General features: G+C 36.6%; 4 protein-coding genes and 1 pseudogene. 2 read left to right on the forward strand and 3 right to left on the reverse strand.

The features are described 5' to 3' along the window. Window positions 1-255: 255 nt before the first annotated feature. Complete coding sequence (locus AC1DRF_RS22340) at window positions 256-768, reverse strand: DUF3231 family protein (protein ID WP_230184409.1); 513 nt, start codon at window positions 766-768, stop codon at window positions 256-258. Window positions 769-1,098: 330 nt separating this feature from the next. Further along, entirely contained in the window at window positions 1,099-1,308 is a 210-nt protein-coding gene (locus AC1DRF_RS22345; RefSeq protein WP_013084404.1) for an alpha/beta-type small acid-soluble spore protein, read from the reverse strand. Window positions 1,309-1,903: 595 nt separating this feature from the next. Here AC1DRF_RS22345 and AC1DRF_RS22350 point away from each other — a divergent pair. Both AC1DRF_RS22350 and AC1DRF_RS22355 read left to right on the forward strand, forming a co-directional pair. Beyond that, the gene (locus tag AC1DRF_RS22350; protein ID WP_230184408.1) at window positions 1,904-2,167 is read left to right on the forward strand and encodes a DUF1292 domain-containing protein; all 264 of its coding nucleotides are present in this window, start codon (window positions 1,904-1,906) and stop codon (window positions 2,165-2,167) included. A gap of 18 nt (window positions 2,168-2,185) precedes the next feature. Continuing rightward, the gene (locus tag AC1DRF_RS22355; protein ID WP_427075387.1) at window positions 2,186-2,326 is read left to right on the forward strand and encodes a hypothetical protein; all 141 of its coding nucleotides are present in this window, start codon (window positions 2,186-2,188) and stop codon (window positions 2,324-2,326) included. A gap of 82 nt (window positions 2,327-2,408) precedes the next feature. On the opposite strand, the pseudogene AC1DRF_RS22360 reads toward AC1DRF_RS22355, so the two are convergent. Continuing rightward, window positions 2,409-2,516 (reverse strand): annotated as a pseudogene (locus AC1DRF_RS22360) (DUF5360 family protein); the annotation flags it as partial. Between the last annotated feature and the right edge of the window lie 158 nt (window positions 2,517-2,674).

Here is a 2,674-nt window from a genome sequence, read left to right on the forward strand (position 1 = left end):
CTTATGAGTAATAACAAATCTGTCAATTATCCCGTTGGTGTACCCATTAAGTAGAGAAATCAATATTGAGTCTTTCAGGGGGGGCTTTCTAAATAAGAAGGGTAAATCTAATAGAGTTAAAATAAACAGTAGTTTGCTCTTATGATTGCTCTTTATTCATAATGAGAAGGAGCTACTAATATGGAATGAATCAGCAGCTCCTTCTTGTAGGATTGACTTAATGTGAAATCTTGACGTTTTATACGAATTTTATGATTAACAATCCGTGTTTTTTGACTTGTGAAGAGGTGGTGGAATTAACCAGCCTTTTTCTTTGTTAAGTCGTAAAAACTTTCCACCAAGAGCTACTTTTTGCATGTGGATTTGCCCAAACATTGCTGCAATATCTTCACGAATAGATTGGCCAATCAGTTGACTGCAAGCAACTAGACCAGCAGCTATATCCAGTGAAATAGCCGCAGCAACTTCGGGATCTTGAACACGTGCACCTACTGGAATATCATCTAAACAAGCTTCTGGACGTTCAGGCGGAGTTGGAGGTAAAGCCACTCCATTTTCTTTTAATAGCTTTTCTACACCTTTCATTTCCTGCTGACATTGTTCAATCGTTTCTTGTACCAACTTATGTAGATCCTTGTCCCCTACATGATTTAGAAACGTTTGATAACCAGCTACTAATCCTTTTGAAGCAGAAAGAAACGACCATGTTCCAAATACTTCACCGTAATGCATCGGTTCATCTGTAGGATTTCCACTTAAAATACCCATTGTTATCCTCCTTAACATATTCATAATAGTGTGCCACCTTTCTTACTATGCACACACTTAACGTCTCCAGATCATGTTTTATTATTCTTCTAGATATAAAAAAGGAATTTTATCAGTGAATACAATCTACGATTTTACACATACTATTCAAGATGCCTATAAGGGCATCAGTCACAATCCCCTTGTTATAAAGAGAGCTGCCTTCTTTGGCAGTTTTTGTTTGTCATGCTTTATGTGGCTTTCTGCTTGTGATGATAAATAGAAAATGTCCATGATAAAAGGAAGAGTGGAGACCCACTCTTCCTTCAGCCATCATTTTATAAAGTTGTCTTAGAAACGTCCGCCGCCAAGTTGTTGCTCAGCCATTTGTACAAGACGTTTTGTGATTTCGCCACCTACTGATCCGTTYGCACGTGCAGTTGTATCAGCACCAAGRTTTACACCAAATTCGCTAGCGATTTCATATTTCATTTGATCGATTGCTTGTTCAGCACCGTATACTAATAATTCRTTGTTGTTGCTGCTTTTGTTGTTTGCCATGTTGTGTCACCTCCTTGTTTTTCTTAAGTTTCCTAGGGGCCAAGAAGTATATACATGGTAGTTTATGGATGTTTATTTCCTTAACAGGCTGATCTACTAATTTTTAGAAACAACTGACACTGTAAAAAGTGTGATTAGATGTTTCAGTTCCTTGTTATCTAAAAGTTGCCATGTGAGAAGAGGATTGCATTGCTGTTGCAATCCTCTTTAGGTACCGTATCAGTGGTTATTTTTATGCCAAACATAAAATTAAAAATGCAAGAGAGGAAGAGGTTATATTGTCAAAGACACGTCAGAAAAAAGAATACTGTAAAAAGTGCAGAAAAGAAACTATACATACGCTCACAGAAGATGCTTTAGAAATTAATTGTTACTGCCATGAATGTCATTCACAACACGATATCGTAAAAACATTTTTTTAATCATTTCTTAGAGTTTCACTCTCCAATAGACGAATAAATAACTGTTTTTTTAGATATATCCATAACCAAACTCCATATTCGCCTTCGCTATTGAATTTCATTTTGTACGATTATAGAAGCAGAGAAGAACGGGTAAAGTAACCGGGAAGATTTGTAGGGGAGGTGAACGAAAAGTGAGGAGTAGGGAAAGAGATTTTATAACCATTGAAGATGAAAACGGTATTGAAAAACAATATGCAGTTGAGGCTTTATTTGATATGAGAAATCAGACTTATGCTTTGCTGCAATCGAACGGGGAAGCGCTGTTGATGCGCGTTGAAGATGAAAAGGGTGAACAATATCTTGTTGGATTGACCGATCCTGAGGAACGTGACTCCATTTTAGATGCTTATCAAATCGCTGTAGAGGCTACGCCTGCTGACGGAGAATTCAGCTAATGTGATGAGGAGTGCGTTATGAAGAAGAAAATTGTAGATGCAGCTCATTTGGAGCAAAAAATGCGGATTGAAAAAGTGATCAACGGAATGACCTTTACGAAAAATTTCCGGTCTGCTACAGCAGAAGAATGGTACGTATTTCTTCCAGTATGGAAATAGAGATGTGTTTATTAACACTACCACTATGTAACAGATGTGTTCGGTAAACAGAGACTGATAAATACAATAGAATGTTACCTTTTATAAATAGTTTTATAAAGAATAGAGGGTAAATCATCAAGTACAAATTAAAAGCCCACCATGTTAAATCGAAATCTTTAATAAATGCCCAATACGCAATAGCTTGTAGTCATGAGAAAAAAGTTTTAAATATTTAATCTTTTTATCTGATGTGTTCTTCCAAAGTGGATTTACTAGCATTAGCTTCTTTTTCCCCGGTCATATTTAATGTCACTACACCGATAATAATGAGAGCTATAGCAACGATCTTTAGCAGACTTACACTGC

The sequence above is a fragment of the Priestia sp. P5_B4 genome, assembly GCF_056400385.1.